Below are 26,771 nucleotides of genomic sequence, written 5' to 3' on the forward strand. Positions count from 1 at the left end.
CTAATTAAGGGGCCCGGCCGCGGCCCCGTCCGGCTTTCCTGGGAGTGACCCGGCATGAACCTTGAGCTGAGCGAGGAGCAGACCGCCGTGCGGCAGCTCGCCCGGGACTTCGTGGCGCGCGAGATCGCCCCGCACGCCGTCGCCTGGGACCGCGCCGAGGAGGTGGACCGCGGGATCGTGAAGAAGCTCGGCGAGGTCGGCTTCCTCGGCCTGACGGTCGACGAGGAGTACGGCGGCTCAGGCGGCGACCACCTCGCGTACTGCCTGGTCACCGAGGAGCTGGGCCGCGGTGACTCCTCGGTGCGCGGCATCGTCTCGGTCTCCCTCGGCCTGGTCGCCAAGACGGTCGCGGCCTGGGGGAGCGAGGAGCAGAAGCGGCGCTGGCTGCCGGGGCTGACCTCCGGCGAGTACGTCGGCTGCTTCGGCCTGACCGAGCCGGGCACCGGCTCCGACGCGGGCAACCTCGCCACCCGCGCGGTCCGCGACGGCGACGACTTCGTGATCAACGGCAGCAAGATGTTCATCACCAACGGCACCTGGGCCGACGTCGTGCTGCTCTTCGCCCGCTCCACGGACGCGCCGGGGCACAAGGGCGTCTCCGCCTTCCTGGTCCCCACCGACACCCCCGGCCTGACCCGCCGCACCATCCACGGCAAGCTCGGGCTGCGCGGCCAGGCCACCGCGGAGCTGGTCCTGGAGGACGTCCGGGTGCCCGCCTCCACGATGCTCGCCCCCGAGGGCAAGGGCTTCGCGGTCGCGATGTCGGCCCTGGCCAAGGGCCGGATGTCGGTCGCCGCCGGCTGCGTCGGGATCGCCCAGGCGGCGCTGGACGCGGCGGTGCGGTACGCGGGGGAGCGCGAGCAGTTCGGCAAGACCATCGCCCACCATCAACTCGTCCAGGAGCTGATCAGCGACATCGCCCTCGACGTGGACGCGGCCCGCCTGCTGACCTGGCGGGTCGCCGACCTGATCGACCGGGGGCAGCCGTTCACGGTGGAGTCGTCCAAGGCCAAGCTGTTCGCCTCGGAGGCGGCGGTCCGGGCCGCCAACAACGCGCTCCAGGTCTTCGGCGGCTACGGCTACATCGACGAGTACCCGGCGGGCAAGCTGCTGCGCGACGCCCGGGTGATGACCCTGTACGAGGGCACCAGCCAGATCCAGAAGCTGGTCATCGGGCGGGCGCTGACCGGAGTGTCGGCGTTCTGAGTACCCGGCCCGCCGGGGTCTGAGTACGCCGGCGGATGTGACCGGGGCCGGGTCGGCGGAGGCTTGGCCCATGAGTGAGACACCGGTCAAGCAGCAGAACACGGCGGCCTTCTACGGGCAGGCCGTCGCCTCGTTCGCGGTCGCCATGACCGCCACCGCCATCGGCATCTGGAACCTGCACGCCGACGCCTGGGTGCGGGCGTTCATGGGCATCGCCGTCCTCTACCTCGTCACCTCCGCCTTCACCCTCGCCAAGATCATCCGGGACCGCCAGGAGGCCGGACAGATCGTCAGCCGGGTCGACCAGGCGCGGCTGGAGAAGATGCTGGCCGAGGTCGACCCGTTCCGGAAGCGGGCCTGACGGCTCACCCGCGCGCCCGTCCGCTAAGCGCTCGCTCAGCTTCGGCGGTATGGTGGGGCTCCGGTGCACGAGAGGGGCGAGCGAGCGATGAGTACGGCGGCCGAGGCGGCAGGTGGCGACACGGCGGGCGGCGACATCGAGCCGTGGGAAGAGGTCACCCCGGAGGCGGCGCGGCGGCTCCTGGTCGCCGCCGTAGAGGCGTTCGCCGAGCGCGGGTACCACGCGACCACGACCCGCGACATCGCCGGTCGGGCCGGGATGAGCCCGGCCGCGCTCTACATCCACTACAAGACCAAGGAAGAGCTGCTCCACCGGATCAGCCGGATCGGCCACGACCGGGCGCTGGACATCCTGCGGACCGCCGCGCGCGGCGAGGGCGACGCGACGGAGCGGCTCGCGGACGCGGTCGGCTCCTTCGTCCGCTGGCACGCCGGGCGGCGGACGACCGCTCGCGTGGTGCAGTACGAGCTGGACGCGCTCGGCCCGGCCGCCCGGGACGAGATCGTCGCCCTGCGCCGCCAGGTGGACGCGGAGGTGCGGGGGATCATCGAGGAGGGCGTGGCCGCGGGCGAGTTCGAGGTGGCGGACGTCCAGGGCACGACGCTGGCGGTGCTCTCGCTCTGCATCGACGTCGCCCGGTGGTTCAACGTGAACGGGCCCCGGACGCCGGACGAGGTCGGCGCGCTCTACGCCGACCTCGTGCTGCGCATGGTGGGCGCGGGTCAGAGGTAGTAGCGCGAGACCGACTCCGCGACGCACACCGGCTTGTCGCCGCCCTCGCGCTCCACCGTGAAGGCGACGGTGACCTGGATGCCGCCGGTGACGTCCTCGACGCCGGTGACCTGCGCGGTGGCGCGCAGCCGGGAGCCGACCGGCACGGGGGCGGGAAAACGGACCTTGTTGGTGCCGTAGTTGACGCCCATCTTCACGCCCTCCACCGCGATCAGCTGCGGGCCGAAGAGCGGCAGCAGCGACAGGGTGAGGTAGCCGTGCGCGATGGTGGTGCCGAACGGCCCCGCGGCGGCCTTCTCCGGGTCGACGTGGATCCACTGGTGGTCGCCGGTCGCCTCGGCGAACAGGTCGACGCGCTTCTGGTCGACCTCCACCCAGTCGGTGTACCCGAGTTGTTCGCCCACCGCCGCCTTCAGCTCGTCGGCGGATGTGAAGATCCTCGGCTCTGCCATGTCCGGCCTCCCGCGTGCTCTGCTGATCTGCTGATACGCATGCTAAGCAACTGCTTAGCATGGTAGTCCCCGGGGGTCGCTGTCAACGGACCGGCCCGGCGGCGCGTTGGGTAGGCTCGGAGAGGTGCCGCAGATACCCGAGAAGGTCCACGAACTCACGGTCGGCCAGCTGTCCGCGCGCAGCGGCGCCGCCGTGTCCGCGCTGCACTTCTACGAGGCCAAGGGGCTGATCAGCAGCCGCCGCACCTCGGGCAACCAGCGCCGCTTCCACCGCGACGCGCTGCGCCGGGTCGCCTTCGTGCGCGCCGCCCAGCGGGTCGGCATCCCGCTGGCCACCATCCGCGCGGCGCTGGCCGAGCTGCCCGAGGAGCGCACGCCCACGCGCGAGGACTGGGCCCGCCTGTCGGAGGCGTGGCGCTCGGAGCTGGACGAGCGGATCAAGCAGCTCAACCGCCTCCGCGACCACCTCACCGACTGCATCGGCTGCGGCTGCCTGTCCCTGGACACGTGCGTCCTCTCCAACCCGGACGACGCCTTCGGCGAACACCGCACGGGCTCCCGCCTGATGGCGGAACGCCGCAGCACCAAGCCGACGGCGGGAGGCGCCGCCCAAGGCCCCAACAGCTGACCGCCGCCGAAGCACACCCAGGGGCGCGGAGAACTGCGCGACCGGCCACGACGCACCGGCACCCAACATCCGGCCGCCGCCGAAGTGCACCTAGGGGCGCGGGGAACTGCGCGACCGGCTACGACGCACCCGCACGCAACATCCGGCCGCCGCCGAAGCGCACCTAGGGGCGCGGGGAACTGCGCGACCAGCCACGACGCACCCGCGCCCAGAGCACCCCGCTCACCCGTCCCCGATGCCCCGCCCCCACTCCGCGAGCCCCGCTCCCACCAACTCCGCGTTGGAGGAGGCCGACCGCCCGTCCGGCAGGGTCAGCGTGTCCTCCAGGCCGATACGGGTCGCAAGACCGAGGGCACCGGCCAGGCGGAGGACCGGCCAGGTACCGCCCCCCTCACCGTGCAGCAGGACCGGACGGCCATGGGCGGAGCCCAGCGAGGCCAGCAGGGCCCGCGCGGAGCCCTCCGCGGTCGCCGGGTCCGGGTCCGTCACCTCGGCCAGCACCCGCAGCACCCTCGGCCCGACCGGTGAGCGCGCGAAGCGTTCCGCGCCGTCCGTGCCGGACCAGATGCCGGCCTCGACCCCCACCCCCCGCTCCAGCAGCGCGGCGGCGGTCTCCTCGGCGCCCGGCTCGTGCCAGTTGACGGAGGCGTGGTCGGGCAGCACGGTCCAGCTCCGGACCCGGGCCACCCGCTCCGCGGGGTCCGGCTCGGCCCAGGCGCCGGTCGTCACCCCGACCGGCACCATGACCCGCTCCCGCACCGCCTCCAACGTGGCGGCGAGCACGCTCGGCGAGAGCGTGTCCTGCCCGCACGGTGTCTTGGGATGGAGATGGACGTCCGTGGCCCCGGCCGCGACGGCCCCGGCCACCGAGTCGGCCAGCGCCTGTGGCGTCAGCGGCACGACCGCCCCGTCGGCGCTCGTCCGGGCCCCGTTCACACATACCTGCACCATGCCTACACCCTGCCCCCACCGGCCCGGCCCAGGCATCCGACCCGGCCGACGCGGTACGCCCGCCGGAGCACAGGGCCTCCCGGCCCGGCCGCACCCTCCCGGGACACGCCCACCCGGCCCCCCAGGATCACGCCGTCATCAGCAGCCGCCTCCCCCGCCGGGCGGCGGACAGCGCCTCCGGGGTGAGGACAGGACGCGGCACCAGGATGCCGCAGTCCGTGCAGACCGGGCCGGTGGAGGGCTCGTGGTCCAGGTCGTACATCCAGACCAGGCCGTCCCCGTCGCACACCGGGCACACCGACCCCGGCTCCCGCTCCAGCGCCGAGATCAGCCGCCGCAGCACCACCGCGAGCGGCTCGTCCGGATGGACCCGGGGGTCGTCGCACCAGGCCACCCCGAAGCCGCCCCACGTCAGCCGGTGCCAGTCGTCCACGCTGCCCGGCCTGCGCAGCCCGTCGTGCTTCTCCTTCCGCCGCCGCTGGGCGAAGCCCGCCTCGTAGGCCAGCCACACCGACCGCGCCTCCTCCAACTCCTCCAGTGCGGCCACGAGCCGCGCCGGATCGGGGGAGCGGTCCTCCGGGCCGAAACCGGCCCGCGAGCAGAGATGGTCCCAGGTCGCCCTGTGCCCGTAAGGGGCGAACCGCTCAAGGCACTTGCGCAGCGAATAGCGCCTCAGCGCCAGGTCGCACCGCGGATCGCGGACCTGTCTCGCCAGACTCCGGAAACCGGCCATCGCCCTGCACCTCCGTCACACGTGCGTCTGCACTTCGGTCACTTCGGCGTCGTCCGAGCGGACGTCGTCGAGTAGACGTGTCGACCCGCGAATCGGCTCCCTCCGATTCCGGGTCGTGTCCCTCGCCGGTCCGCCGCGACACCCTCCGGATGCCCCGAGTCACCGCCGAGCCGACCCGCCCGCGCGAAAAAGTGACGCATGTTCACCTTCCCAGGCGACGGATACCGGCGGTAACGTCCGGCCACCCACCCTCGTCGAGAGGAGCCGCCATGCCACGGCGCACCGCACGCACCGCCCTCGACAGACTGAGAACTCCCCACGCTTTCCACGGGTTCCTGAAGAGCGCATCCGTATGCGCCCTGATTGCCGGTCTTTTGTCACCTCTTTCCCCGGCGGTCGCCGCCGCCAGGGACGCGCAGGCGAGCCCGGCCACCCCCGCCGCCGCCGCCAACGACCACTGCGGCGGCCAGTGTTCCGACATCCTCCCGCCGGGCCAGAACGGCAACGCGACCCTCGCCGAGATCCTGCTCAACCAGGGCTTCGGCACCCAGCCCCCGCACGCCGAGGACCAGCTCGGCCCCTACGCCGGACTCGCCACCGGCTACCGGGCCCTCACCAACGACACGATCAACACCTTCTTCAACGACGCCTCCTTCGGCGTCCCCGCCGGCCAGGCCGCCTCCACCCTCCGCCCGGCGGGCCGGAGCGACGTCACGATCGTCCGGGACAAGAAGACCGGCGTCCCGCACATCACCGGCACCACCCGCTACGGCACCGAGTTCGGCGCCGGCTACGCCGCCGCGCAGGACCGGCTCTGGCTGATGGACCTCTTCCGGCACGTCGGCCGCGGCCAGTTGACCCCCTTCGCCGGCGGCGCCCCGGCCAACCAGGGCCTGGAGCAGCAGTTCTGGCGCAGCGCCCCCTACACCGAGGCCGAGATGCAGGCGCAGATCGAGAGCGCCGCCGCAAAGAACGGCGCCCGCGGCCAACAGGCCCTCGACGACGTCGACGCCTACATCGCCGGCGTCAACGCCTACATCGACGCCTCCGACAAGGGCCGCTACTTCCCCGGCGAGTACGTCCTGACCGGCCACAAGAACGCCATCACCAACGCCGGCACCATCGACCACTTCCAGCGCACCGACCTGGTCGCCCTCGCCTCCGTCATCGGCTCCCTCTTCGGCTCCGGGGGCGGCGGCGAGGTGAACAACGCCCTCTCGCTGCTGGCCGCCCAGGAGAAGTACGGCGTGAGCGAGGGCACCCGTGTCTGGGAGTCCTTCCGCGAGCGCAACGACCCCGAGGCCGTCCTCACCCAGCGCACCGGCAGCTTCCCCTACCTCACGCCCCCCGCGAACCCGCAGGGCCGCGCCCTCCCGGACGCCGGCTCGGTCACGGGCGAGCCGCTGGTCTACGACCGTACCGGCAGCGCCGGCGCCCGCGGCGCCACCACCGCCTCCGCCAAGGCCGCGGACACCGCCCTCGCCTCCGCCAAGCGCGGCATGTCCAACGCCCTCGTGGTCGGCGGCACCCACACCGCGAGCGGCCACCCCGTCGCCGTCTTCGGCCCGCAGACCGGCTACTTCGCCCCGCAGCTGCTCATGCTGCAAGAGCTGCAGGGTCCAGGGCTGAGCGCCCGCGGCGCATCCTTCGCCGGCCTGAGCATGTACGTCGAACTCGGCCGCGGCCAGGACTACGCCTGGAGCGCGACCACCTCGGGCCAGGACATCATCGACTCCTACGCCGTCGAGCTGTGCCAGGACGACTACCACTACCTGCTGCGCGGCACCTGCGTGCCGATGGAGAAGGTCGAGCGGAAGAACGCCTGGAAGCCCACCGTCGCCGACACCACCGCGGCCGGCTCGTACACCATGCGCGTCTGGCGCACCGCGTACGGCCCGGTCGAGTACCGCGCCACGGTCGGCGGCAAGAAGGTCGCCTACACCAGTCTGCGCTCCTCCTACCTGCACGAGGCCGACTCGATCATCGGCTTCCAGATGCTCAACGACCCCGGCCTGGTCACCGGCCCCGACGGCTTCCAGGAGGCGGTGCGGCACATCAACTTCACCTTCAACTGGTTCTACGCCGACGCCACGCACACCGCGTACTACAACAGCGGCGACAACCCGGTCCGCGCGGACGGCGTCGACGCCGACTTCCCCGTCTGGGCGCGCGGCGGCTACGAGTGGCGGGACTGGGACCCGGCGGCCAACACCGCCCGCTACACCCCGCCCGCCGAACACCCCCGCTCGGTGGACCAGGACTACTACATCTCCTGGAACAACCGGCAGGCCAAGGACTACTCCGCCGCCTCCTGGGGCAACGGCTCCGTGCACCGCGGCAACCTCCTCGACGACCGGGTGAAGCGCCTGGTCGCCGCCGGCGGCGTGACCCGCGCCGCGCTGGTCAAGGCGATGGGCGAGGCCGCCCTGACCGACCTGCGCGCCGAGGACGTGCTGCCGGAGCTGCTCCGGGTGCTCGGCTCGGCCCCGGTGACCGACCCCGCCGCCGCGGCGGCCGTCCAGAAGCTCAAGGCGTGGCAGGCCGCGGGCGGCCGGCGCACCGAGACCTCGCCCGGCTCGAAGGCGTACGCCGACGCCGACGCGATCCGGATCCTGGACGCCTGGTGGCCGCTGCTGGTGAAGGCCGAGTTCGAACCGGGCCTCGGCACCGGTCTGTACACCGCCTTCACCAATAACCTGCCGGTCGACGAGTCACCCTCCGCCGCGCACGGCCCGACCGGCGGGCACGCCGGCAGCGCCTTCCAGTACGGCTGGTGGAGCTATGTCGACAAGGACCTGCGGGCGGTGCTCGGCGACACCGTGCAGGGCCCGCTGGGCAGGAAGTACTGCGGGGGCGGCGACCTGGCGGCCTGCCGGGACGCCCTCACCGCCACGCTGAAGGACGCGGCGGGCCGCACGGCCGCCCAGGTCTACCCCGGCGACGACAGCTGCTCGGCGGGCGACCAGTGGTGCGCGGACTCGATCATCCACCGCACCCTGGGCGGCATCAAGCACGGCGGGATCAGCTGGCAGAACCGGCCCACCTACCAGCAGGTGGTGGAGTTCACCTCACACCGCTGACCAGTGGGCCGGGGCTTCACCCGTAGATCAGGTACTGGCGGCGGACCTTGCGGAACGCCGCCAGTTCCGTCCGCCACCCCGCCACCACCTCGTCGGTGTCCGCGCCCGCGTCGATCATCGTGCGCACCCGCTCGGACCCGGTGAGCTTGTCGATCCAGTTGTCCGGCCGCCAGGCGAAGCCCTCCCAGGCCCGCTTGGCGGTCACCAGCAGTGCGATGCCCGTGCGCACCGGGTCGAAGGCGGCCCGGTCGTGCACATGGAGCTGCACCCCGCCGACCGTCTTGCCCTGGAACTTGGAGAACGTCGGCGCGAAGTACGCCTCCCGGAACCGCACGCCCGGCAGGCCGAGCGCGTTCGCCGCCTCGGCCCACCGGCCGTCCAGGCCCTCCGCGCCGAGGAGTTCGAAGGGGCGGGTGGTGCCGCGCCCCTCGGAGAGGTTGGTGCCCTCGAACAGGCAGGTGCCCGAGTACACCAGCGCCGTGTCCGGCGTCGGCATGTTCGGGCTCGGCGGCACCCAGGGTAGCCCGGAGGCGTCGTAGAAGTCCGCGCGGTGCCAGCCCGTCATGGTCACCGTCTCCAGCGGCACCGGGGCCGGCAGGAACTCGGCGTTGAACAGCAGTGCCAGCTCGGCGACGGTCATGCCGTGCGCCTGGGAGATCGGCTGCCGCCCGACGAAGGTCGCGAACTCCTTGTGCAGCACCGGGCCGAGCGCCGCCCGCCCGGTCGCCGGGTTGGGCCGGTCCAGGACGACGAAGCGCTTGCCGGCGAGCCCGGCCGCCTCCATGCAGTCGTACAGCGTCCAGATGTAGGTGTAGAAGCGGGCGCCCGCGTCCTGGATCTCGAAGACCACCGTGTCCACGCCGGACGCGGTGAAGACGTCCGCGAGCGGCCGGCCGCTCTTCAGGTACGTGTCGTACACCGGCAGCCCGGTCGCCGGGTCGTCGTAGCGGCCCTCCGAGCCGCCCGCCTGCGCGGTGCCCCGGAAGCCGTGCTCGGGCCCGAACACGGCGGTCAGGTTCACCCGCGGGTCGGCGTGCATGACGTCCACGATGTGCCGCACGTCCCGGGTGACGCCGGTGGGATTGGTGACGATCCCGACCCGCCGGCCCTCCAGGAGCGCGTAGCCGTCGCCGGCCAGGCGCTCGAAGCCGGTGCGCAGTCGGGAGCCGCCGGCCGGGGCCGCCGCGGCCGGGACGGCGGCGCCGGTCGTGGCCGCCGCCGCGGCGGTGGTGGCGATCAGGGCTCGTCTGGACAGCGTCATGCGGTGACCTCCGTGATCACGACCGATGTCATGCGCACGCACGCTAGCGCGCGGCCCGCCCGGGCGGAACGAGGCGGGCGGGCCGGTCTGCCTCTTCCAGCCCCCTTCCCTCCTACATACCGACCGGTTAGTCTGACGGCGCGGCGGCGCCGGAGCCGCGCCCGCCGCCGCCGTGAGCCGTGCCGTGTCGAAGGAGACCGATGGTGGAAGCCGTGCAGGATGCCGGAGTGGTCGTCACCGGGGCGGGAGGCGGAATCGGCGCCGCGCTGGCCCGCCGCTTCGCCGCCGAGGGCGCCCGCGTCGTCGTCAACGACCTGGACGCCGGGCGCGCCGAGGCCGTCGCCGCGGAGATCGGCGGCATCGCACTGCCCGGCGACGCCTCCGCGATCGTCGCCGCGGCCCGCGAGGCGCTGGGCGGCCGGGTGGACGTCTACTGCGCCAACGCCGGCGTCGGCAGCGGCGGCACCGAGGCGGCCGACCCGGCGGTCTGGGCGCTGGCCTGGGACGTCAACGTCATGGCGCACGTCCGCGCGGCCCAGGAGCTGGTCCCGGACTGGCTGGAGCGCGGCGCGGGGCGCTTCGTCTCCACCGTCTCCGCCGCCGGACTGCTCACCATGATCGGCGCCGCCCCCTACAGCGTCACCAAGCACGGCGCGCTCGCCTTCGCCGAGTGGCTGTCGCTCACCTACCGCCACCGGGGGATCAAGGTGCACGCCATCTGCCCGCAGGGTGTGCGCACCGACATGCTCACCGCCAGCGGCAGCGCCGGCGACCTGGTACTGCGCCCCACCGCCATCGAGCCCGAGCAGGTGGCCGACGCCCTCTTCAAGGGCATCGCGGAGGACCGCTTCCTGATCCTGCCGCACCCCGAGGTCGCCGAGTACCACCAGGCGCGGGCCGCCGACCCCGACCGCTGGCTGACCGGCATGAACCGCCTCCAGCAGCAGTGGGAGGCCCACCGGTGACCGCCTCCGGCTACGCCGCCCAGCCCTGGCTGGCCCTGCTGACCGACGCCCAGAAGGCCCCGCTGGAGCCCGGCCCTTCCCTGGTGCACGCCCTGCGCCGGGCCGCCGCCGAGGCCCCCGACCGCGCCTTCCTCGCCTACTTCGACGGCCGCCTCACCTACCGGGAGACCGACGAGCTGAGCGACTCCGTCGCCGGGCACCTCGCCGCGCGCGGGGTGGCGCCGGGCGACCGGGTCGCCGTCCTGCTCCAGAACTCCCCGCACTTCGTGCTCGCGGTGCTCGGCGCCTGGAAGGCCGGCGCGATCGTGGTGCCGGTCAACCCGATGTACAAGTCGGCCGAGGTGGCGCACGTCCTCGAGGACGCCGAGGCCGCCGCGCTGGTCTGCTCCGACCGGGCCTGGGACGCGTACCTGCGCGAGACGGCCGCCGGCTCGCCGGTGCACACCGTGCTGACGGCCTGCGAACGGGACTTCCAGACCCGCGAGGACGCCCGCGTGCTGTCCTTCGAGCGGCTGCCGCGCCCCACCGACACCGACGACCTCACCGAGACCGCCCGCGCGGGGCACCCCGCCCCCGACGCCCGCGACCCGGAGCCGGACTCCATCGCGCTGATCAGCTACACCTCGGGCACCAGCGGCACCCCCAAGGGCGCCACCAACACCCACCGCAACATCATGTACAACGCCGAACGGCAGCGCACCGGGCTCGCCCTGCCCGAGGCGCCGGTCTACTTCGCCCTCGCCCCGCTGTTCCACATCACCGGCATGGTCTGCCAGTTCGGCGCCTGCCTGGTCAGCGCCGGCACTCTGGTGCTCGCCTACCGCTTCGAGGCGGGCGTCGTCCTGGACGCCTTCGCCGAGCACCGCCCGCACTTCACGGTCGGCCCGTCCACCGCCTTCATGGCCCTGGCCGCCCACCCGGAGGTCACGCGCGAGCACTTCGCCTCCTTCACGAACATCTCCTCCGGCGGCGCCCCGCTGCCGCCCGCCCTGGTGGAGCGCTTCCGCGCCGGCTTCGGGCCCTACATCCGCAACGGCTACGGCCTCACCGAGTGCACCGCCCCCTGCGCCTCGGTCCCGCCGCACCTGGAGGCACCCGTCGACCCGGCCTCCGGCACCCTCGCGGTGGGCGTGCCCGGGCCCGACAGCGTGGTGCGGATCGTGAACGAGGAGGGCGCCGAGGTGCCCTTCGGCGAGCAGGGCGAGATCCTGGTGCGCGGCCCGCAGGTGATCCCCGGCTACTGGCGCCGCCCGGAGGCCACCGCCGAGACCTTCCCCGGCGGCGAGTTGCGCACCGGCGACATCGGCTTCATGGACCCGCGCGGCTGGCTCTACGTCGTGGACCGCAAGAAGGACATGATCAATGCCTCCGGCTTCAAGGTCTGGCCGCGCGAGGTCGAGGACGTCCTGCACACCCACCCCGACGTCCGCGAGGCCGCCGTCGTCGGGGTGCCCGACGGCTACCGCGGGGAGACCGTCAAGGCGTACGTCAGCCTCCGCCCGGGCGCCGCGACCCGCCCGGACGACCTCGCCGCGTACTGCAAGGAGCGGCTGGCGGCGTACAAGTACCCGCGACAGGTGGAGATCCTGCCCGACCTGCCGAAGACGGCGAGTGGGAAGATCCTCCGACGGGAGCTGCGTGTGAACGCGCCCCGGGACTGACCGCGCAACGGAAAGGCAGGTGACGGCAGTGCCCAGGACCACGGACGGGGACGGCACTCCGGTGCCGCAGCGGCTCCTCGCCGCCGCCACCCGGCTCTTCGCCGAACGGGGGTACGACCGCACCTCCGTGCAGGAGATCGTGGAGGCGGCCGGCGTCACCAAGGGCGCCCTCTACCACTACTTCGGCTCCAAGGACGACCTGCTGCACGAGGTGTACGCGCGCGTGCTGCGCCTCCAGCAGGAGCGCCTGGACGCCGTCGCGGACGCCGACGCGCCCGTGGAGCAGCGCGTCCGCGACGCGGCGGCCGACGTGGTGGTGACCACCATCGAGAACCTGGACGACGCCTCGATCTTCTTCCGCTCCATGCACCAGCTCAGCCCGGAGAAGAACAAGCAGGTCCGCGCCGAGCGCCGCCGCTACCACGAGCGCTTCCGCGCCCTCATCGAGGAGGGCCAGCGCACCGGCGTCTTCACCAAGGAGGTCCCGGCGGACCTGGTGGTCGACTACCACTTCGGCTCCGTCCACCACCTCTCCACCTGGTACCGCCCCGACGGCCCCCTCACCCCGCAGGCCGTCGCCGACCGCTTGGCGGACCTGCTGCTGCGGGCACTGCGCCCGTGAGGCGACCGGCGCCGGTGAGGTGATCGGCGAGGGCCGCCGCCGCGGGATTGCGCGGACGCGGCCCCGCCCGGCCAGCACGATGGTGCGGCCCGGCTCCGGCTGCCGGATCCGCACGCACGGCAGCCCGGCGCCCTCGCCGATCGCCCGCGGCATGAAGGCCACCCCGATCCCGGCCCGCACCAGGTCGACCAGCAGCCCGACCTGGGTGACGTCACAGGTGATCCGGCGCTCCAGACCGCAGTGCGAGGCCAGTTGCCGCACCGCCGTCTCGAGTCCCGTGCCCGCCCTGAAGTCCACGAACGGCTCCTCGGCGAGGTCCTTGACGAGGGTTTGCCCTGCCGCCGCGAGCGGATGCCCCGGCGCGGTGATCAGCACCAGCTCCTCGCTCCAGGTCGCGTACGCCCGCACCCCCTCGGGCAGCGCCCGGGCGTCCGGCACCAGGAAGGCAAGGTCCAGCTCGCCCGCCCGCAGCGCCTCGGTCAGCTCCCCGACCGGCGCGTCCCGCACCGACACCTGCACGCCGGGGAAGGCGCGGTGGAAGGTGGCCAGTTCGGCGGGCAGGTCCACACAGGTCAGCGTCTGGATGGCGCCGACGGCCACCCGCCCCGCCGCCAGCCCGGTCACCTGGTCGCCGCCGTCGTCTCCTTCGCCCGCGCCCTGGCCCGCGCGGACCACCACTAATCGGGCGGTTACTAGCGCGGGCCCGGCCGCCGTCCTCAGCCCAGGTACTTCTTGATCTCCCGCCGCGCCAGCGACCGCTGGTGCACCTCGTCCGGGCCGTCGGCGATCATCAGCGTGCGGGCGCCCGCGTACAGCTCGGCCAGCGGGAAGTCCTGGCTCACGCCGCCCGCGCCGTGCAGCTGGATCGCCCGGTCGAGGATGTCGACCACCGCGCGGGGCGTGGCGATCTTGATGGCCTGGATCTCGGTGTGGGCGCCCCGGTTGCCGACGGTGTCCATCAGCCAGGCCGTCTTCAGCACCAGCAGCCGCAGCTGCTCGACGGTGACCCGGGCGTCCGCGATCCAGTTGTGCACCACGCCCTGCTGGGCCAGCGCCTTGCCGAAGGCGTCACGGGAGACGGCCCGGCGGCACATCAGCTCGATCGCCCGCTCGGCCATGCCGATCAGCCGCATGCAGTGGTGGATGCGCCCGGGACCGAGGCGGGCCTGCGCGATGGCGAAGCCGCCGCCCTCCTCGCCGACCAGGGCGGACACCGGCACGCGCGCGTGGTCGAACTCCACCTCGGCGTGGCCGCCGTGCAGATGGTCCTCGTAGCCGAAGACCCGCATGGCGCGCCGCACGGTGACGCCCGGGGTGTCGCGGGGGACCAGGACCATGGACTGCTGGCGCCGGATGTCGGGGCCGTCCGGGTCGGTCTTGCCCATCACGATGAAGATCTTGCAGTCCGGGTTCATCGCCCCGGAGATGTACCACTTACGGCCGGTGATCACGTACTCGTCGCCGTCGCGCTCGATGCGCGTGGTGATGTTCGTGGCGTCGGAGGAGGCCACGTCCGGCTCGGTCATGGCGAACGCCGAGCGGATCTCCCCGGCAAGCAGCGGCTCCAGCCACTGCTTCTTCTGCCGCTCGTCGCCGAACTGCGCCAGCACCTCCATGTTCCCGGTGTCCGGCGCCGCGCAGTTCGTGGCCGTCGGCGCGAGGTGCGGGCTGCGGCCGGTGATCTCGGCCAGCGGCGCGTACTGGAGGTTGGTGAGCCCCGCGCCGTGCTCGGCGTCGGGCAGGAACAGGTTCCACAGGCCCTGGCGGCGGGCCTCGGCCTTCAGGTCCCCGACCACCGGGGGGATGTCCCAGGGCGAGGCGAGCCCGGCGCGCTGCTCGTGGGCGGTCCGCTCGGCGGGGTACACGTGCTCGTCCATGAAGGCGAGCAGCCGGCCGCGCAGCTCCTCGGTGCGCGCGTCGTACGCGAAGTCCATCGGGGTCAGCCCTCCTGAAGGGTGGTCAGTCCGTGCTCGATGAAGACGGGCACCAGGTCGCCGATGCGGTCGAAGCCGCCGCCGACGGTCTGGCCCAGGGTGTAGCGGTAGTGGATGCCCTCCAGGATCACGGCGAGCTTGAACCAGGCGAAGGCGGTGTACCAGGCGACGGCCGAGACGTCGCGGCCCGAACCGGCGGCGTACCGCTCGACCAGCTCGGCGGGCGAGGGGTGGCCGGCGGCCTCGGCGGTGGTCGACACCGGCGAGCCGGGCAGCCCGATCGGCTGGCTGTACATGACCAGCAGCCCCAGGTCGGTCAGCGGGTCGCCGAGCGTGGACATCTCCCAGTCGAGCACGGCCCGGATCCGGTCGTCGTCGCCGATCAGGACGTTGTCCAGGCGGTAGTCGCCGTGCACCACCGTCGGCGCGGGGGAGCTGGGCAGCTCCCGGCCGAGCGCGGCGTGCAGCTCGTCGATGCCGGGCAGGTCCCGGTTGCGGGAGGCGTCCAGCTGCTTGGCCCAGCGCCGCAGCTGCCGGTCGAGGAAGCCCTCCGGCCGCCCGAAGTCGGCCAGCCCCGTCGCGGCGGGGTCCACCGCGTGCAGGGTCACCAGCGTGTCGACCAGGCCGAGCACGGCGGCCCGGGTGCGCTCGGGGCCGAGCGGGGCGAGCTGGGCGGCGGTGCGGTACGGGGTGCCCTCGACGTACTCCATGACGTAGAACGGCGCCCCCAGCACCTCCTCGTCCTCGCACAGCAGCACCGGGCGCGGCACCGGCACGTCGGTGGGGTGCAGCGCGCTGATCACCCGGTGCTCGCGCCGCATGTCGTGCGCGGTGGCCAGCACATGGCCGAGCGGCGGACGCCGGACCACCCAGCGGGCCGTGCCGTCGGAGACCGCGTAGGTGAGGTTGGACCGCCCGCCCTCGATGAGCCGGCCGGACAGGGACCCGGTCACCAGGCCGGGCCGCTCCCGGTCGAGCAGGGTGCGCAGCCGGCCGAGATCCAGGCCAGGCGGGTGGTCGGGGCTCATCGGCGCTCCTTGGCAGCGAGGCAACAGTACCCGACTCATGATGCCGACCGGTCGGTATGCCGTCCAGAGGGGGGACGGAACGTGACCGGCGCCACGACCGGCGTCCCCGCGCGTCGCGCTTGCGCGGGAGCCGCCGACGCCGGAGGGTCGGAGCCATGAAGGCGATCAGCTACGCACGGTACGGCGGCCCCGAGGTACTGGAGTACGGGGAGGTGCCCGACCCCCGGGTGGGCCCGGACTCGGTGCTGGTGGAGGTGCGGGCCGCCGGGGTCAACCCGGTCGACTGGAAGTGCCGCGAGGGCCACCTCGACGCCCTCCTCCAGCCCGTCTTCCCGGTGGTGCCGGGCTGGGACGTCTCCGGCGTGGTGGTCGAGCCCGGCGCCGCGGTCACCGAGTTCGCGGCCGGCGACGAGGTCATCGGCTACGTCCGCGAGGACTTCCTCTCCCGCGGCACCTTCGCCCAGTACGTCGCCGCCCCGGTGCGCACCCTGGCCCGCAAGCCGCGCAACCTCTCCTTCGCGGAGGCGGCGGGGCTGCCGCTGACCGGCCTGACCGCCTTCCAGGTCCTGCGGGCGCTGGGCGTCGCGCGCGGCGAGACCCTCCTGGTGCACGCGGCCGCAGGCGGCGTCGGCTCGGTCGCCGTCCAGCTGGGCCGGCACCTGGGCGCGCGGGTCATCGGCACGGCGAGCGAGCGCAACCACGACTACGTCCGGAGCCTGGGCGGCGAGCCGGTGTCCTACGGCGAGGGCCTCGCCGAGCGGGTCAGGGGCCTCGCCCCCGAGGGCGTGGCCGCGGTCTTCGACACGATCGGCGGCGACACCCTGCGCCTGTCGGCCGACCTGCTCGCCACCGACGGCCGCCTCGCCTCCATCGCCGACCCGTCCGTCGTCGAGTACGGGGGCCGGTACTGCTTCGTCCGCCCCGACGCCGCCGACCTCCTCCGGCTGACCGAGCTGGTCGAGCAGGACGTGGTGGGCGTGCACCTCTCGGAGACCTTGCCGCTGGAACGCGCGGCCGAGGCACACCGGCTGAGCCAGGAGGGGCGGACGCGCGGAAAGATCGTGGTGACGGTCGACCGGGATTAGACCCCCTGGCGTCACAGCACGAGGACGGCACCGCAGCAGGCCAGCGCCACCGTGCACAGGACCGCCGCGCCGGCGTGCGCGGGGGAGAGGGCGACGGGCTCGCCGGACGGGGCGGCCAGGGCCCGGATCCGCCGGTGGGTGAGGTACAGGAACCCCAGCCAGAGCACGCAGCACAGCGCGATGGCGAGCAGCGCGCCGGGGGTGGCCCCGTCCTTCAGCGCCGCCTTGCCCGCCAGCACGGCGACGACGGTGCCGGACAGGGTGGTACGGCGCCAGGCGAGCCGGGTGCGCTCGGGCTGGAGCCCGGGGTCCTGCGGCACGGTCAGCCCTCCCAGCCGACGACCACCACGAAGACCATCACCACGGCGACGAGGGCGACCACCAGGCTGAGCAGCGCGGGAAACCGCGAGGCGGGCAGATCCTCCCCACGCCGCATGGCTCGCTCGCACCGCACCCAGTGGTTCACGGCCCGCAACGCACACAGCACCCCGGCCCCGAGCAGCGCGAGCGCCAGCCCCACCCGCCACCCCCGGGGCAGATCGGGCAGGAACTGGTCCACCGCGAACCCGCCCCCGACGAGCGCGAGCGCGGTCCGCAACCAGGCGAGGAACGTCCGCTCGTTGGCCAGCGAGAACCGGTAGTCCGGCGTCCGCCCTTCGTTCCGAACTCCCTCGGGCGCAAACCACAGCCGGACGTTTCGCACAAATCCGTTCACGCCCAGGACCCTACCGTCGTGCCCCGGAGCGCCGGCCGTCCGTCGGCTGCGGGCACGTTGTGGCCGGTCGCGCAGTTCCCCGCGCCCCTGGGGCACGCACTCCCGCCCGCTCCTTCCGCGCGCACCCAGCCCGCACCGTACGAACGCCGTTCACCCACGAGCCGGCAGCCGCTCATACGCCGCCAAGCCGTCAGGCACCCACTCCCACTCACCGAGCCGACGCGACAGCTCCTCCTCCGAGAGAAAACCCCACCACGCCACCTCCTCCACCTGAGGCGAGACCGGCATGTCACACCGCACCTCATACACGGCGGACCACCACCGCCGCTCCCCCTCCTCGAACAGGAACTTGAACAGGAACGAGGGACGCTCCAGCCCCGAGACCCCCAGCTCCTCCTCCGCCTCCCGCAGCGCGGCGTCGTCATAGGACTCGCCCGCCCCCACCACCCCGCCCACGAACATGTCGTGCAGGGAGGGAAACACCAGCTTCCCGGCGGTACGCCGATGCACGAACACCCGCCCCGCCGCATCCCGCACCCGCACGAACACACACCGGTGCAGCAACCCCCCGGCGTACACATCCCCCCGCCGGGCCCGCCCGACCACCAGGTCGTCCTCGTCCACGACATCGAGAATCTCGTCGGCGCTCATCACCCCATCCAAGCAGCGTCACCCCCGCTCCAGCGACGGCGCCCGCTCCTCTTCCTCGCCCACCGCCCCCTGCGGCAGCGCCGGATGCAGCCCCAGCAGCACGATCCCGCAGACGACGGCCGCCAGCCCACCGGCCTCCCAGGCCAGCGCCCCGGCCGAGGTGCGGAGCCGGTCGCCGAGGAACCCCACCCCGCAGCCGATCCCCGCGAGCGGCTGCGCGGCCGTCAGCGCGGGCAGCGACCGCCGCAACGGCGCCGTCTCGAAGGCGCTCTGCACCAGCAGCACCCCGGTCACCCCGAGCACCGCGACCGCGTACGGCTGCCAGGTCGTCAGCACCCCCACCAGGCCCCCCGCGGAGAACCGCCGCCCACTGACCCGCGTCAACGCGTCCTGCACCCCGTACGCCAGCCCGGCCGCCAGGCCGAGCAGGGCCGGCCCCCAGGTCAGCCTGAACCGCGCGGCGCACAGTGTGAGCAGCAGCGCCGCGCCGAGCATCAGTCCGATGATCAGCCAGTGCCGCACCGGGTCGGTCACCACCGCGCCGCCCCGCGGCTCACCGGCCACGATGAACGCGGACACCCCGCCGGCGAGCAGCGCGAGCCCGGCCCAGCCCTGCCGCCCCAGCGGCTGGCCGGCCCGGGCGCGGGAGAGGCCGAGCGCGAAGAGCAGGTTGGTGGCGAGGAGCGGCTCGACCAGGCTGAGCTGCCCGCCGCCCAGCGCGACCGCGCCCAGCACCATCCCGGCCACCATCAGCCCCATGCCGGCCAGCCAGCTCGGCACCCGCACCAGGTCGAGGAGGAGCCGGGGGGAGAGGAAGTCGCCCAGCGGGGCACGCTGCGCCGCGTCCTGCTGGAGCACGAAGCCGAAGCCCAGGCAGCACGCGGCGCACACGGCGAGGACCAGAACCAGAACCGACATGCCGCGCACCTCGATCGTGGCCGCGAGGAGTGGGGGTGGGGCGGGGTAGGCCCGACTCTAACGGCGGCGGGCGCGCGCTGCCGGACACGTGCCCGCATCCGGGTGACGGTCCGCCCGGCCGCGCGGCACATACGTGGCAAGTTCCCCTGGCATCCCACAAGTTGACGCGTGTAACGGGCCGTCGGCCCTTGACGCCAAGCCTTGGCTGCCGGTTTGCTGTCCGTGATCAGTTCATGGCAATCACGGATCAGTTCATGGCAATCACCGGCTACCGACGACCTACCGCGTCGCGTGAGGAAAATCCGCGGTGACCCCACCCCCACCTCGTCCGGGCCGCGGCCGCAGACGTCCGGCACAGGCGTTCGACGCGGCCCTCGACGACGCCGAACTCGTCACCGCCCGCGCGGCCCTCGCCCAGGGACGCTGGCAGTCCGCCCGCACCCTGCTCGCCCACACCGACGACTGGGACCGCCGCGGACACCGGGCCACCGTACTCGCCAGGGAGCCCTACACCGCCGCCTGGGCCCGCGAGTGGCTGCTCGCCGAGCCGGACGCGGCCGACGCCACCCTGCTGCTCGCCCTCGCCCAGGTGCACCGCGCACTGCGCGGCAAGGAGAAACCGGACGGGGCCCGCGGGGCCTGCGCCCGGGCCGCCGCCCTCGCCCCCGACGACCCGACCCCCTGGCTCGGCCTGCTGCTCCTGGAGCGCGCGCTCGGCACCGAGGACGAGGTGGTCCGGGTCTTCGACATGGTCCGCGGCCGGTACGCCGACCACCACCACGCCCACCACCTCATGGTCGCCCGGCTCGCCGAACGCCACCCCGAGGCCGGTCCCGACCCGCTGCACGAGGTCTACGACTTCGCCAACTGGGCCGCCGAACAGGCCCCCGCCGACTCCGCGCTGGCCGTCCTGCCGGTGATCGCGCACGCCGAGCGGTACCGCGTCCTCGCCCTCGCCGGCCACGAGCCGGCCGACCCGGCGGCCTCGGGACACTGGACCGGGCGCCGCGCCCGGCTGGTGATGAAGGCGGCCTTCGACTGGTGGCTGGAATGGGAGCAGGACGGCCACCCGCGCCGCCTGGTCGACCTGAACTTCCTCGCCCACGCCAAGTCCTGCGAGGGGCGGGGCGCCGAGGCCGCGGCCCTCTTCCACCGCATCGGCCCGCACGCCACCCCCGCCCCGTGGTCGTACCCGGACCGCGATCCGTACCCCGCCTTCCAGGCCGCCCGCGCCGCCGCGCTCGGCACGGCCTGAACGAGAACCCCCCGAACCCACAGTGAGGACGGTCGTGTCATGACCCTGGGCAGTTCCCGCACGAGCAGACCCGCGTCCGGCGGCGGCATCAACACCTTCAAGGGGCAGGACCGGGCCCTGCGCGCCGACCGCCTGGGCACCGGCGGCCTGCTGCTCTCCGTCCTCGCCGCGACCGGCCCGATCATGGTGGTCGCCGGCGTCATGCCCACCACCTTCGCCGTGATGGGCATCGTCGGCCAGCCGCTCCTCTTCGTCCTCCTGGGCGTCGTCCTCGTCCTGTTCAGCGTCGGCTACGCCGAGATGAGCCGGCACGTCCACAACGCGGGCGCCTTCTACGCCTACATCTCGCGCGGCCTCGGCGGCACCGCCGGGGCGAGCGCCGCCCTGGTCGCCCTGGTCGCCTACAGCGCCCTCCAGGTCGGCATCTACGGCCTGCTCGGCTTCGAGGTCTCCGGGCTGCTCGCCACCTACGCCGACGTCGACGTCGCCTGGTGGATCCCGGCCCTGGTGGCCCTCGTGGTGGTCGGCGCCCTGGCCCTGCTGAAGATCGACGTCAACGCGCGCGTGCTCGGCGTGCTGCTCCTGGTCGAGGTCGTCCTCGTCGTCGTCTTCGACATCGCCGTCGTCTCCGACCCGGGCCCCCAGGGGCTCTCGCTGCACGCCTTCAACCCGGACACCCTGACCGGCGCGGGCGTCGGCACCGCGCTGTGCTTCTGCATCGCCGCCTTCCTCGGCTTCGAACAGGCGCCCGTCTACGCCGAGGAGACCAGCCGTCCGCACGTCCTGGTGCCGCGCGTGATGTTCCTCGCGGTCGCCGGCGTCGCCGTCTTCTTCGCGGTGAGCAGCTGGGCCCTGACCGTCGCCACCGGCCCCGCGAAGATCGTCGGCGCCTCGCAGGAGCAGAGCGCGGGGCTGCTGTTCGGACTGACCGAGTCCCGGCTCGGCGACACCTTCACCGACGTCCTGCACGTCCTCTTCGTCACCGGCATGTTCGCGGCCCTGCTCAGCTTCCACAACGTCGTCGCCCGGTACGCCTTCGCCATGGGCCGCGAGGGCCTGCTGCCCCGCACCTTCGGCCGCACCAGCGACGCGAGCGGCGCGCCCGGCACCGGCTCGCTGCTCCAGACCGCCATCTCGGCCGTCGTGGTCATCGGCTTCGCGATCGCCGACGACAAGCCCACCGGCGACCCGACCGCGCCGGTCCTGCACCTGTTCACCTGGGGCGGCAACATCGGCGCCCTCGGCGTGATCGTGCTCATGGCCGCCGCCTCCTTCTCCGTGGTCGCCTTCTTCGTCCGCCGCGGCGCGGCCGGCGCCCAGGGCGTGCGCCTGGTCACCTCCGTCCTCGCGGGCCTCGCCCTGCTGGTGATCGCCGGCTACACGGTCAAGGACTTCGACGTCCTCGTCGGCGCCGGGCCCGGCTCGACGCTGAGCTGGGTGCTGCCCGGCATCATCGCCCTCGCCGCGGTCGGCGGCGCCGTGCAGGGCCTGGTCATGCGCTCCCGCGCCCCCGAACGGCACGCCCGCATCGGCCAGGGCAACGAGGCGTTCCAGCTGGACAAGGCGGCGGAGAGCACCGACTGACCCGGCCCCCGGACGCCGACGGCCCCGGCACCCGGCCTCATGGGCCGGGCACCGGGGCCGTACGCGTGTCCGCGGTGGCTAGATGATCAGGGACAGCAGCAGGACCAGCGCCCCCGCGACGACGGAGATGATCGTCTCCATCACCGACCAGGTCTTGATCGTCTGCCCCACACTCAGCCCGAAGTACTCCTTCACCAGCCAGAACCCGGCGTCGTTGACATGGCTGAAGAACAGCGAGCCGGAGCCGATGGCGAGGACCAGCAGGGCCACGTGGGCGGTCGACATGTCGGCCGCCAGCGGCGCCACCAGACCGGCCGCCGAGACGGTCGCCACCGTCGCCGAGCCGGTGGCAAGGCGGATGGCCACCGCGATCAGCCAGGCGAGCAGCAGCGCCGGGATCGACCAGTCCTTGGAGATCTCCAGGATCATCTGGCCCACACCGGAGTCGATGAGCGTCTGCTTGAAGCCGCCGCCCGCGCCGACGATGAGCAGGATGCCCGCGATGGGCGCGAGGCCCCTCTCCACCAGGCCCGAGACCCGGTCCTTGGCGAACCCGGCGGGCCGCAGCAGCGTGAAGATGCCGACGATCACCGCGGTGAGCAGGGCGATCAGCGGCGCGCCGATCACGTCGAAGACGCGCTGCACCAGGTGGTCGGGGTCGTCGACGACGATGTCCACCAGGGCCTTGGCGAGCATCATCGCCACCGGCAGCAGGATCGTCGCCAGCGTCGCGCCGAAGCCCGGACGCCGCTCCAGGTCCTCCGAGGCGCGCTGCGGGATCATCCGGTCGGGGGCCGGGACGTCGACCCAGCGAGCCGCGAACTTCGAGAACACCGGCCCGGCGATGATCACCGTCGGGATGGCGACCAGCACACCGAGGGCCAGCGTCACGCCGAGGTTGGCGCCGACCGCGTCGATCGCCACCAGCGGGCCGGGGTGCGGCGGGATCAGGCCGTGCATCACGGACAGGCCGGCCAGCGCCGGGATGCCGATGCGCATCAAGGAGTAGTTGCCGCGCTTGGCCACCATCAGCACGACCGGGATCAGCAGCACGATGCCGACCTCGAAGAAGAGCGGCAGCCCGATCACGGAGGCGATCAGCACCATCGTCCACGGCATCGACCGCGGGGTCGCCCTGGCGAGGATGGTGTCCACGATCTGGTCGGCGCCGCCGGAGTCGGCGAGCATCTTGCCGAGGATCGCGCCGAGCGCGATCAGCACGCCGACACCGGCGACGGTGTCGCCGAGGCCGCTGGTGAAACTGGTGATGACCTTGTCAAGCGGTGCCCCGGCGAACGCGCCGAGCGCGAGCGAGCCGATGGTCAGCGCCAGGAAGGCGTGCAGCTTGAACTTGGTGATGAGCAGGACGATGACGGCGATGCCCAACAGCACGGCGATGCCCAGCTGGGCATGGCCGGCGGAGGTGATCGGCTCGGCGGTGTCCGCTGCCAGCATCTCGACGCTGAGTCTGGTCACGGTGGGTTCCTAGTGGTGGGGACGGGGGAGAGGTGGGGCGGGGGCTACCGCACCGGCTCGGGGAGGGCCTTCAGGGCGTCCGCCGCCCGCTCGGCGATCTCCTCCGGCGATCCGGCGACGTCCACCGCGACCCCCGCCTCGTCCGCCTCCAGCGGCTGGAGCGTGGCGAACTGGGAGTCGAGCAGGGCCGTCGGCATGAAGTGCCCCTGGCGGTGCGACATCCGGTCCGCGATCAGCTCGCGGCTGCCGGTCAGGTGCACGAAGACGACGCCGGGTGCGGCCAGCCGCAGGCGGTCGCGGTAGGCGCGCTTGAGCGCCGAGCTGCTGACCACCCCGCCGAGCCCCGCCCGCCCGTGCGCCCAGCCGCCGATGGCGTCCAGCCAGGGCCGGCGGTCCTCGTCGGTGAGCGGGGTGCCGGCCGTCATCTTGGCGATGTTGGCCGGCGGGTGGAAGTCGTCGCCCTCGGCGTAGGGGACGCCGAGCCGGGCGGCGAGCAGGGGACCGATGGTGGTCTTCCCGGTGCCCGCCACGCCCATGACCACGACGACGTGCGGGGTCTGCGGTTGCTGCATCGTGCTCTCGCTGTCTGCTGTCTTCGTCGACACCTGATGTCGACGCCACTGAAACCCATTAGGTACGACTAATTCAAGAGTCTGTGACATATAAGTCTGACTTTTTCATCCGGTGATCCGCCCCGTACGCTGAGTGCATGAGCACACCGGGCCGAGGGCTGCACGGCCGTGTCCTGGACACCCTCGGGCCCGCCATCACAGCGGGCGAGTACCCCGCGGGCAGTGTCCTGCGCACCGACGAGCTCGCGCAGCGCTTCGAGGTGTCACGCTCGGTGATGCGGGAGGCCGTCCGGGTCCTGGAATCCATGCACCTGGTCGCCTCGCGCCGCCGCGTCGGCGTCACCGTCCTGCCCGAGCGCGAGTGGAACGTCTACGACCCGCAGGTCATCCGCTGGCGCCTGGCCGGCGCCGACCGCGCCCGGCAGCTGCGCTCCCTGACCGTGCTGCGCTCCGCGGTCGAGCCGGTCGCCGCCGCTCTGGCCGCGACCCACGCCACCGCGCAGCAGTGCGCCGAGCTGACCGAGTGCGCCCTCGGCATGGTCGCCCACTCGCGCGGCCACCGCCTCGAGGGGTACCTCCGCCACGACGTGGCCTTCCACCGCGTCGTCCTCGGCGCCTCCGGCAACGAGATGTTCGCCCGGCTCGGCGACGTCGTCGCCGAGGTGCTGACCGGGCGCACCCACCACGACGTGATGTTCGAGGACCCCGACCCGGCCGCCGTCACCCTGCACGTCCGGGTCGCCGAGGCGGTGCGCGCGGGCGACGCGGTGCGCGCGGAGGCGCTGACCCGGGAGATCACCGTGGGGGCGCTCAAGGAGCTGGACATCCTGGCGCCCTGAGCGCCCTGGAAGCCCTACGGCAGGAACTCGCCGTCGACGTACACCCACGCCCCGCCGGCCCGCTCGAACCGACTGCGCTCGTGCAGCGAGCCGCCCCGGTAGGACGCCCGGAAGGTCACCGTCCCGGTGCTGTGGAAGGCCGAGCCGCCGCCGGTGCCGAGGATCTCCAGGCCGGTCCACCGCATCCCCGGATCGAGGTCGAGGCGCTCGGGCCGCGTCCCCGGGTGCCAGGTGCGGAGCAGGTAGCCGGCGTCCCCCGTGACGAAGGCGCTGTAACGCGAGCGCATCAGGGTCTCGGCGGTCGGCGCGGCGGCGGCACCCGCATGGAACCGGCCACAGCAGCCGTCGTAGGGCTCGGGCAGTCCGCAGGGGCAGGGGCGCGTCGTCATGTAGGCCATTGTCCCCCCTCCAAAACGCCGAAGACCCCTGCTCAGCAGGGGTCTTCGTGTGGTGTCCGAGGGGGGACTTGAACCCCCACGCCCGATAAAGGGCACTAGCACCTCAAGCTAGCGCGTCTGCCATTCCGCCACCCGGACAAGGTGTCTGTCGCGTGGGTCGTGGCCCGTGGCGACGACGTAAACATTACCAGGCTTTCGGGGGTGGCCGATCACCCTGCCCTTGGGCCGGGGCGGACGGGGGAGGAGGATGAGAGGGGAACCCACCAGGGGACCCACCAGCGGCCCACCAGCAGTGACAGCGGGAGGAAGCACGTGAGCGAGTCGGGCACGGCCGGGAAGAACCTCACCGGCGAGGACGAGGTCGTCGACCTCTGCCGCGAGCTGATCCGGATCGACACCAGCAACTACGGCGACCACTCGGGCCCGGGAGAGCGCGAGGCGGCCGAGTACGTCGCCGAGAAGCTCGCCGAGGTGGGCCTGGAGCCGAAGATCTTCGAGTCCCACCCCGGACGCGCGTCCACCGTGGCCCGGATCGAGGGCGAGGACCGGTCCCGGCCCGCGCTGCTCATCCACGGCCACACCGACGTCGTCCCCGCCAACGCGGACGACTGGACCCACGACCCCTTCTCCGGCGAGGTCGCCGACGGGTGCGTGTGGGGGCGCGGCGCGGTCGACATGAAGGACATGGACGCCATGACCCTCGCGGTCGTCCGCGACCGGCTGCGCAGCGGGCGCAAGCCGCCCCGGGACATCGTCCTCGCCTTCCTCGCCGACGAGGAGGCCGGCGGCACGTACGGCGCCCGATACCTGGTCGACCACCACCGCGACCTCTTCGAGGGCGTCACCGAGGCGATCAGCGAGGTGGGCGGCTTCTCCTTCACCGTGAGCGAGCAGCGCCGGCTCTACCTGATCCAGACGGCCGAGAAGGGCATGCACTGGATGAAGCTGACCGTGGCCGGCACCGCCGGACACGGCTCGATGATCCACCGGGACAACGCCATCACCGAGCTGTCGGAGGCCGTCGCCCGCCTGGGCCGCCACACGTTCCCGGTGCGGGTCACCAAGACCACCCGGGCCTTCCTCGACGAGCTGGGCGACGCGCTCGGCACCGACCTCGAACCCGAGAACATGCAGGGCACCCTCGCCAAGCTCGGCGGCATCGCCAAGCTCATCGGCGCCACGCTCAGCAACACCGCCAACCCGACGCAGCTCGGCGCCGGGTACAAGGTCAACGTCATCCCGGGCGAGGCCACCGCGCACGTCGACGGGCGGTTCCTGCCCGGGCACGAGGAGGAGTTCCTCGCCGACCTGGACCGCATCCTCGGTCCGAAGGTGCGGCGCGAGGACGTGCACTCGGACAAGGCCGTGGAGACGACCTTCGACGGGGCGCTGGTCGACGCCATGCAGTCCGCGCTGGTCGCGGAGGACCCGGCGGCCAAGGCGGTCCCGTACATGCTGTCCGGCGGCACCGACGCCAAGTCCTTCGACGACCTCGGCATCCGCGGCTTCGGCTTCGCGCCGCTCAAGCTGCCGCCCGAGCTGGACTTCGCCGGCATGTTCCACGGCGTGGACGAGCGGGTGCCGGTGGACGGCCTCAAGTTCGGCGTCCGGGTCCTCGACCGCTTCATCGACGCCTCCTGAGCGCGAGCTGTGTGTCTCCTGGG

26 protein-coding genes, 1 tRNA gene and 1 pseudogene are annotated in these 26,771 nt (G+C 73.2%); 13 read left to right on the forward strand and 15 right to left on the reverse strand.

All coding sequences use genetic code 11. The annotated features are described in order from the left end of the window. The first annotated feature begins 54 nt into the window (after window positions 1-54). The 3 genes from ACGFZL_RS25030 (at window position 55) to ACGFZL_RS25040 (ending at window position 2,299) form a co-directional block, all read left to right on the forward strand. Window positions 55-1,206 carry an acyl-CoA dehydrogenase family protein gene (locus tag ACGFZL_RS25030; protein WP_355175485.1) on the forward strand — a complete coding sequence of 384 codons (1,152 nt, stop codon included), beginning with the start codon at window positions 55-57 and terminating at the stop codon, window positions 1,204-1,206. 70 nt (window positions 1,207-1,276) lie between these two features. Further along, window positions 1,277-1,567: a YiaA/YiaB family inner membrane protein gene (locus ACGFZL_RS25035; RefSeq protein WP_355175486.1), complete on the forward strand. Its 291-nt coding sequence runs from the start codon at window positions 1,277-1,279 to the stop codon at window positions 1,565-1,567. Window positions 1,568-1,654: 87 nt separating this feature from the next. After that, on the forward strand, window positions 1,655-2,299 hold the full coding sequence (locus ACGFZL_RS25040) for a TetR/AcrR family transcriptional regulator (RefSeq protein WP_355175487.1): 645 nt from the start codon (window positions 1,655-1,657) through the stop codon (window positions 2,297-2,299). Here the strand turns inward: ACGFZL_RS25040 and ACGFZL_RS25045 are convergent. Then, window positions 2,290-2,751 (reverse strand): MaoC family dehydratase, encoded by a 462-nt coding sequence (locus ACGFZL_RS25045; RefSeq protein ID WP_393694910.1) that lies wholly within the window; start codon window positions 2,749-2,751, stop codon window positions 2,290-2,292. The genes ACGFZL_RS25040 and ACGFZL_RS25045 overlap by 10 nt on opposite strands. 124 nt (window positions 2,752-2,875) lie before the next feature. On the opposite strand from ACGFZL_RS25045, the gene soxR reads away from it, so the two are divergent. Further along, window positions 2,876-3,379, forward strand: a complete 504-nt coding sequence (gene soxR / locus ACGFZL_RS25050; protein WP_355175489.1) for a redox-sensitive transcriptional activator SoxR — start codon at window positions 2,876-2,878, stop codon at window positions 3,377-3,379. Between the two features lie 222 nt (window positions 3,380-3,601). Here soxR and ACGFZL_RS25055 read toward each other — a convergent pair whose 3' ends face one another. Together ACGFZL_RS25055 and ACGFZL_RS25060 are read right to left on the reverse strand one after the other, a co-directional pair. Continuing rightward, complete coding sequence (locus tag ACGFZL_RS25055) at window positions 3,602-4,330, reverse strand: 3-keto-5-aminohexanoate cleavage protein (protein ID WP_393694913.1); 729 nt, start codon at window positions 4,328-4,330, stop codon at window positions 3,602-3,604. Window positions 4,331-4,457: 127 nt separating this feature from the next. Next, window positions 4,458-5,063 (reverse strand): hypothetical protein, encoded by a 606-nt coding sequence (locus ACGFZL_RS25060; protein WP_393694915.1) that lies wholly within the window; start codon window positions 5,061-5,063, stop codon window positions 4,458-4,460. 269 nt (window positions 5,064-5,332) lie between these two features. Between ACGFZL_RS25060 and ACGFZL_RS25065 the strand changes: the two genes are divergently transcribed. Further along, window positions 5,333-8,143, forward strand: a complete 2,811-nt coding sequence (locus ACGFZL_RS25065) for a penicillin acylase family protein (RefSeq protein WP_393694917.1) — start codon at window positions 5,333-5,335, stop codon at window positions 8,141-8,143. 16 nt (window positions 8,144-8,159) lie between these two features. Here ACGFZL_RS25065 and ACGFZL_RS25070 read toward each other — a convergent pair whose 3' ends face one another. Then, on the reverse strand, window positions 8,160-9,404 hold the full coding sequence (locus ACGFZL_RS25070; RefSeq protein WP_393694919.1) for an exo-beta-N-acetylmuramidase NamZ domain-containing protein: 1,245 nt from the start codon (window positions 9,402-9,404) through the stop codon (window positions 8,160-8,162). 200 nt (window positions 9,405-9,604) lie between these two features. Between ACGFZL_RS25070 and ACGFZL_RS25075 the strand changes: the two genes are divergently transcribed. The 3 genes from ACGFZL_RS25075 to ACGFZL_RS25085 are packed head-to-tail and all read left to right on the forward strand — an operon-like array spanning window position 9,605 to window position 12,652. Then, window positions 9,605-10,369 (forward strand): SDR family oxidoreductase, encoded by a 765-nt coding sequence (locus ACGFZL_RS25075; RefSeq protein ID WP_393694922.1) that lies wholly within the window; start codon window positions 9,605-9,607, stop codon window positions 10,367-10,369. Next, window positions 10,366-12,030 carry a class I adenylate-forming enzyme family protein gene (locus ACGFZL_RS25080; protein WP_393694924.1) on the forward strand — a complete coding sequence of 555 codons (1,665 nt, stop codon included), beginning with the start codon at window positions 10,366-10,368 and terminating at the stop codon, window positions 12,028-12,030. Before ACGFZL_RS25075 ends, ACGFZL_RS25080 begins: the two co-directional genes overlap by 4 nt. A gap of 28 nt (window positions 12,031-12,058) precedes the next feature. Continuing rightward, window positions 12,059-12,652 (forward strand): TetR/AcrR family transcriptional regulator, encoded by a 594-nt coding sequence (locus ACGFZL_RS25085; protein ID WP_393694926.1) that lies wholly within the window; start codon window positions 12,059-12,061, stop codon window positions 12,650-12,652. 126 nt (window positions 12,653-12,778) lie between these two features. Here ACGFZL_RS25085 and ACGFZL_RS25090 read toward each other — a convergent pair. The 3 genes and pseudogenes from ACGFZL_RS25090 to ACGFZL_RS25100 form a co-directional block, all read right to left on the reverse strand. Then, window positions 12,779-13,330 (reverse strand): annotated as a pseudogene (locus ACGFZL_RS25090) (LysR substrate-binding domain-containing protein); the annotation flags it as partial. Between the two features lie 38 nt (window positions 13,331-13,368). Further along, entirely contained in the window at window positions 13,369-14,586 is a 1,218-nt protein-coding gene (locus ACGFZL_RS25095) for an acyl-CoA dehydrogenase family protein (RefSeq protein ID WP_393694928.1), read from the reverse strand. A 5-nt stretch (window positions 14,587-14,591) separates the two neighbouring features. After that, window positions 14,592-15,614: a phosphotransferase family protein gene (locus tag ACGFZL_RS25100; protein ID WP_393694930.1), complete on the reverse strand. Its 1,023-nt coding sequence runs from the start codon at window positions 15,612-15,614 to the stop codon at window positions 14,592-14,594. Between the two features lie 155 nt (window positions 15,615-15,769). Between ACGFZL_RS25100 and ACGFZL_RS25105 the strand changes: the two genes are divergently transcribed. Further along, complete coding sequence (locus ACGFZL_RS25105) at window positions 15,770-16,699, forward strand: NADP-dependent oxidoreductase (RefSeq protein WP_393694932.1); 930 nt, start codon at window positions 15,770-15,772, stop codon at window positions 16,697-16,699. Between the two features lie 11 nt (window positions 16,700-16,710). Here ACGFZL_RS25105 and ACGFZL_RS25110 read toward each other — a convergent pair whose 3' ends face one another. The 4 genes from ACGFZL_RS25110 to ACGFZL_RS25125 form a co-directional block, all read right to left on the reverse strand. Further along, window positions 16,711-17,025: a DUF202 domain-containing protein gene (locus ACGFZL_RS25110; RefSeq protein WP_355175526.1), complete on the reverse strand. Its 315-nt coding sequence runs from the start codon at window positions 17,023-17,025 to the stop codon at window positions 16,711-16,713. After that, window positions 17,022-17,414 (reverse strand): DUF202 domain-containing protein, encoded by a 393-nt coding sequence (locus ACGFZL_RS25115; protein WP_355175500.1) that lies wholly within the window; start codon window positions 17,412-17,414, stop codon window positions 17,022-17,024. Before ACGFZL_RS25115 ends, ACGFZL_RS25110 begins: the two co-directional genes overlap by 4 nt. A 150-nt stretch (window positions 17,415-17,564) precedes the next feature. Further along, a complete protein-coding gene (locus ACGFZL_RS25120; RefSeq protein ID WP_393695060.1) occupies window positions 17,565-18,068 on the reverse strand; it encodes an NUDIX hydrolase in 504 nt (167 codons plus the stop codon). Between the two features lie 15 nt (window positions 18,069-18,083). Beyond that, a complete protein-coding gene (locus ACGFZL_RS25125) occupies window positions 18,084-18,983 on the reverse strand; it encodes a DMT family transporter (protein ID WP_393694935.1) in 900 nt (299 codons plus the stop codon). Window positions 18,984-19,290: 307 nt separating this feature from the next. On the opposite strand from ACGFZL_RS25125, the gene ACGFZL_RS25130 reads away from it, so the two are divergent. Together ACGFZL_RS25130 and ACGFZL_RS25135 are read left to right on the forward strand one after the other, a co-directional pair. After that, on the forward strand, window positions 19,291-20,238 hold the full coding sequence (locus tag ACGFZL_RS25130; protein ID WP_393694936.1) for a hypothetical protein: 948 nt from the start codon (window positions 19,291-19,293) through the stop codon (window positions 20,236-20,238). A 39-nt stretch (window positions 20,239-20,277) separates the two neighbouring features. After that, entirely contained in the window at window positions 20,278-21,822 is a 1,545-nt protein-coding gene (locus tag ACGFZL_RS25135) for an APC family permease (protein ID WP_393694937.1), read from the forward strand. A gap of 78 nt (window positions 21,823-21,900) precedes the next feature. Here ACGFZL_RS25135 and ACGFZL_RS25140 read toward each other — a convergent pair whose 3' ends face one another. Together ACGFZL_RS25140 and ACGFZL_RS25145 are read right to left on the reverse strand one after the other, a co-directional pair. Further along, window positions 21,901-23,298, reverse strand: a complete 1,398-nt coding sequence (locus tag ACGFZL_RS25140; protein ID WP_393694939.1) for a gluconate:H+ symporter — start codon at window positions 23,296-23,298, stop codon at window positions 21,901-21,903. A 44-nt stretch (window positions 23,299-23,342) separates the two neighbouring features. After that, window positions 23,343-23,870, reverse strand: a complete 528-nt coding sequence (locus tag ACGFZL_RS25145) for a gluconokinase (RefSeq protein ID WP_355175506.1) — start codon at window positions 23,868-23,870, stop codon at window positions 23,343-23,345. A gap of 137 nt (window positions 23,871-24,007) precedes the next feature. On the opposite strand from ACGFZL_RS25145, the gene ACGFZL_RS25150 reads away from it, so the two are divergent. Further along, complete coding sequence (locus tag ACGFZL_RS25150) at window positions 24,008-24,709, forward strand: FadR/GntR family transcriptional regulator (RefSeq protein ID WP_393694941.1); 702 nt, start codon at window positions 24,008-24,010, stop codon at window positions 24,707-24,709. Window positions 24,710-24,723: 14 nt separating this feature from the next. On the opposite strand, the gene ACGFZL_RS25155 is transcribed toward ACGFZL_RS25150, so the two are convergent. Then, window positions 24,724-25,107: a YchJ family protein gene (locus tag ACGFZL_RS25155; RefSeq protein ID WP_393694943.1), complete on the reverse strand. Its 384-nt coding sequence runs from the start codon at window positions 25,105-25,107 to the stop codon at window positions 24,724-24,726. Window positions 25,108-25,157: 50 nt separating this feature from the next. Continuing rightward, a tRNA-Leu gene (locus ACGFZL_RS25160) sits at window positions 25,158-25,245 on the reverse strand. Window positions 25,246-25,419: 174 nt separating this feature from the next. Between ACGFZL_RS25160 and ACGFZL_RS25165 the strand changes: the two genes are divergently transcribed. Beyond that, entirely contained in the window at window positions 25,420-26,748 is a 1,329-nt protein-coding gene (locus tag ACGFZL_RS25165; protein WP_393694945.1) for a M20/M25/M40 family metallo-hydrolase, read from the forward strand. Window positions 26,749-26,771: the final 23 nt, after the last annotated feature.

This window comes from Streptomyces sp. NPDC048182 (assembly GCF_043202555.1).
Taxonomy (GTDB): Bacteria; Actinomycetota; Actinomycetes; order Streptomycetales; family Streptomycetaceae; genus Streptomyces.